This is a genomic window from Methylobacterium nigriterrae (assembly GCF_037106235.1).
Lineage (GTDB): Bacteria > Pseudomonadota > Alphaproteobacteria > Rhizobiales > Beijerinckiaceae > Methylobacterium > Methylobacterium nigriterrae.
On the sequence record NZ_JBAWTG010000265.1, the window covers coordinates 1 to 3,234 of the forward strand.

The following is a 3,234-nucleotide window of genomic DNA, read 5'->3' on the forward strand; positions in this document are numbered from 1 at the left end:
CTGTGCTCTTTGCCTTATCGCTTGCGGCGTCTCTTGCCAGGCGAGCTGCTTTCAGGCGCGCGGTGTTTGCGTCTGCGGCGCTGAGGGCTGGCTCGTCCGAGGATTTTGGATTCGAGCGATCCTGCGTCTTGGCAAATTCCGCCTCGGCCTGCTCTCGCTCCTTACTGTGGTCATCGGCCATTGTTGTCTCCTCTGAGCGCCTTTAGATCTGCCTCACCTTCAGACCTGGCCTGGATGATGGCGACATTCTCGCTGGCCTTCTCGTGGACGGCCCATACGCTCGGGCCAGCGGGGAAAAGCTCCGTATCCATGCCGTCCTCTCGATCCCAGCGAGGGGCATCCGCTGGTACCACACCAGCGATGCCCCCAGTCCCGGCCCGTTTCCTGGGTGGTACAAGCGGTACAGGTAGTACTGCAGAGCGGAAGCGGGTGGGACGGTCGGCGGTACAGCAGGTGGGACAGCGGGCTACCGTCCGCTGCCGGCGAGATGCCGGTCCCACCCTGTACCCTGCCCGGTACCGCCTCCGCCCAAGATTTCCCCTTCGAGTACCACCTGTCTCACCTGTACCACCTAGCGCGGAACAGCGCTTGAAACAGCAAATAATTCCTATGAGGTTGATTTTGATCCTTCCGGCGCAGCGATAGGCAGGCACTGGGCAGGCGGATACGCTTCGCTCAGTGAAGCTCATAACAATTCGTGACAACCCGCTGGCTTCTCGTCACATCATACAGGATGGAACACTGAACGAGGAAATTCGTGTCTTTCTTCCGAAACAGTATCAAGGTCGATCGATTGTCGAGGGTGCCGGCGTAACCGGCAATATCCCAGCCGTCGGCTAGGAGGCGCTCGACGGTACGGGGAGGCTCCGCAGCGGACACGCTGCCGCAGAGGCAGAGAGCAATAAGGCCGAGGTAATACCGCATTGTGGGCCTCGAAAGTTCGGAGCAGTTGGGAACCATTACCTGGGATCGTTCGCACTTCCATCCGGCTTCGGTCATGCTCTTCTTCCATTGGCGCCAGCCTGCTTCCGCAGGGTGGTACAAGCGGTACAGGTGGTACTGCAGAGCGAAAGCAGCCCGGTTGAGGTGGTACCGGCAGGTTGCCGGCGAGATACCGGTACCTCCTTGTACTCGGTCAGTACCACCCTCTGTCAGGACTCCCCCTTCGAGTACCGCCTGTACCAGCTGTACCCTGCAGGGGAGGGCGCCACTCCACAGGCATTCTCGAATCATTATAACACCCGCGTCCATTTTTAATTCAAAACGGTGGATTGCTACTTTTTCCTGTTGACGCCTGCGCACGCGAGATATTCTGAGCAGCAGCGCTTCATTGGAGATCAGCAACATGGAAGACGCAGCTCAGATCACGCCGACCAACTTCATCGATCTCGCCACGGATATCGTCTCGGCCTACGTATCCAAAAACTCGCTCCCGATGGGCGAGGTGCCCAGCCTGCTTAACAGCATCCACTCAGCGCTGACCAAGCTCTCTTCCAGCGCAGGGACTTCCGAGCCGGAGACCAAGCTCACGCCCGCGCAGATCAAGAAATCGGTCACGCACGACGCGCTGATCAGTTTCGAGGACGGCAAGCCCTACAAGACGCTGCGCCGCCACCTGACGATCCGCGGCCTGAGCCCCGAGGCCTACCGCGCCAAGTGGGGCCTGCCGGTCGATTACCCGATGGTCGCCGCCTCCTATTCGGAGCAGCGCTCGTCGCTCGCCAAGAGCCTCGGCCTCGGCCAGCAGCGCCGCAGGCCGGCTCCGGAGCCGGAGCCCGCGCCTGAACCCGCCAAGCCTGCCAAGGCTGCCAGGAAGGCGACAGCTGAAGCCAGATCAGAGGCCAAGGCAGCCGGTGCGAGCGGGCGGAAGGGCACGAGGGCGACCGCCAAGGAGAGTGTACCGGCCGCGAAGGCTGATGAGGTCGCCCAGATGGCCGCGAAGGCTCCCAAGCGTCGTGACAGCCGAAAGGAGGCTTCGGCCCCTCCCGCCAAGGCTCGCAATCGGCGTGAGGCACGTGAGCCGGCTCTCGCCGAATGAGCTTTCTTCCGGCGCGTTCCGCCTCGCGGCCCGCGCCGGGAATTGGGCCATTCCCGTTCTATCGCGCTGAGAAGCCGAGTGAGCAGCAGGATGGGCTACATTGCTTTGTGCAGGTCGTCCTACCGCTTCTTGCGTTTTCATGATGCCATCGCGCGCTCGAAAACGGCTTACGATGCCCCCAGCGCGGCGTCGTTCCAGATCCGCTCTTGCTTTTCTGTCCAGCGTCGGTAGTTCGTTCGCCGGACCAAATCGTGAGAGGAGCGCCCGTGCGCGAAGAAGCCGAGGCAACGCCGAACAACTACATTGAGCTCGCTGCCGAGATCGTCTCAGCTTATGTATCGAACAACTCTGTTCAGGGAAGCGAGCTCCCAGCGCTGATCGCAAGCGTCCATGCCGCGCTGAATGGGGTCACGTCTTACTCGAACGAGGCCGCCAGGGCTGGCCCGGAAAAGGCCACGCCCGCGCAGATCAGAAAGTCGATCACACCAGACTACCTGATTAGCTTCGAGGATGGGAAGCGGTACAAGACCTTGAGGCGGCACCTCACGCTGCGGGGTCTGACGGCTGAAGCATACCGATCCAAGTGGGGCCTGCCCGTGGATTACCCGATGACGTCGGCCAGCTACTCGGCACAGCGATCTCGGCTCGCTCATGAACTCGGCCTGGGGCAACGGCGCCGGAAGGCCGCACCGAACACGTGACGCTGACGAGACCCGCGCCGAAACGAGCAACGAGCGTGGCGAACGGCGCAAGGCTCAGTCCAACACCTGAGACGGGCAAACCTCAATGTGGCTCGCCCAGTCTCTGCCAGATGCGGGCGAGCCTACCAGCCGGGGAGGGGCTCTGCACTGCTACGTTAACCGGTCGAGAGGTCTGCAACGTAAAAAATTCATGATCTGAAGCATCAGAATTCCACATCAGCTGTTTCCATGGCATTGGACGGCGCTATTTGCCTGACCATTGCGTGAGCGATAGTCGCTTATGCCTGAGGTTCGCCGGAGAACAGTATGGAACCCGAGAACGCTTCTTTGCAGCCCCACATCGACTTCATTGCGCAAGCCGCCGACATTGTCTCGGCCTACGTCTCGCGCAACCATGTGGCTCCTGCTGAACTCCCTGCGTTGATCCAGGCGGTTCATACCTCGCTTGCCGGTCTCGCCAACGAGACCGCGCAGGCTGCCACAGCCGAGGAGCAG

3 protein-coding genes and 2 pseudogenes are annotated in these 3,234 nt (G+C 61.3%); 3 read left to right on the plus strand and 2 right to left on the minus strand.

Annotated elements, in window-relative coordinates:
- A partial coding sequence (locus WDW90_RS35805; protein ID WP_336492506.1) for a hypothetical protein occupies positions 1–181 on the minus strand: 181 nt, incomplete at its 3' end.
- 494 nt (positions 182–675) lie between these two features.
- On the minus strand, positions 676–1,347 hold the full coding sequence (locus WDW90_RS35810; protein WP_336492507.1) for a hypothetical protein: 672 nt from the start codon (positions 1,345–1,347) through the stop codon (positions 676–678).
- On the opposite strand from WDW90_RS35810, the pseudogene WDW90_RS35815 reads away from it, so the two are divergent.
- The 3 genes and pseudogenes from WDW90_RS35815 to WDW90_RS35825 all read left to right on the plus strand — a co-directional run.
- A pseudogene (locus WDW90_RS35815) lies at positions 1,346–1,849 on the plus strand (Ros/MucR family transcriptional regulator); the annotation flags it as partial. The gene WDW90_RS35810 and the pseudogene WDW90_RS35815 sit on opposite strands and share 2 nt — an antisense overlap.
- 455 nt (positions 1,850–2,304) lie before the next feature.
- Positions 2,305–2,727, plus strand: a pseudogene (locus WDW90_RS35820) (Ros/MucR family transcriptional regulator); the annotation flags it as partial.
- A gap of 318 nt (positions 2,728–3,045) precedes the next feature.
- Positions 3,046–3,234, plus strand: a 189-nt coding sequence (locus WDW90_RS35825) for a MucR family transcriptional regulator (protein WP_336492509.1), incomplete at its 3' end; no start/stop codon positions are given.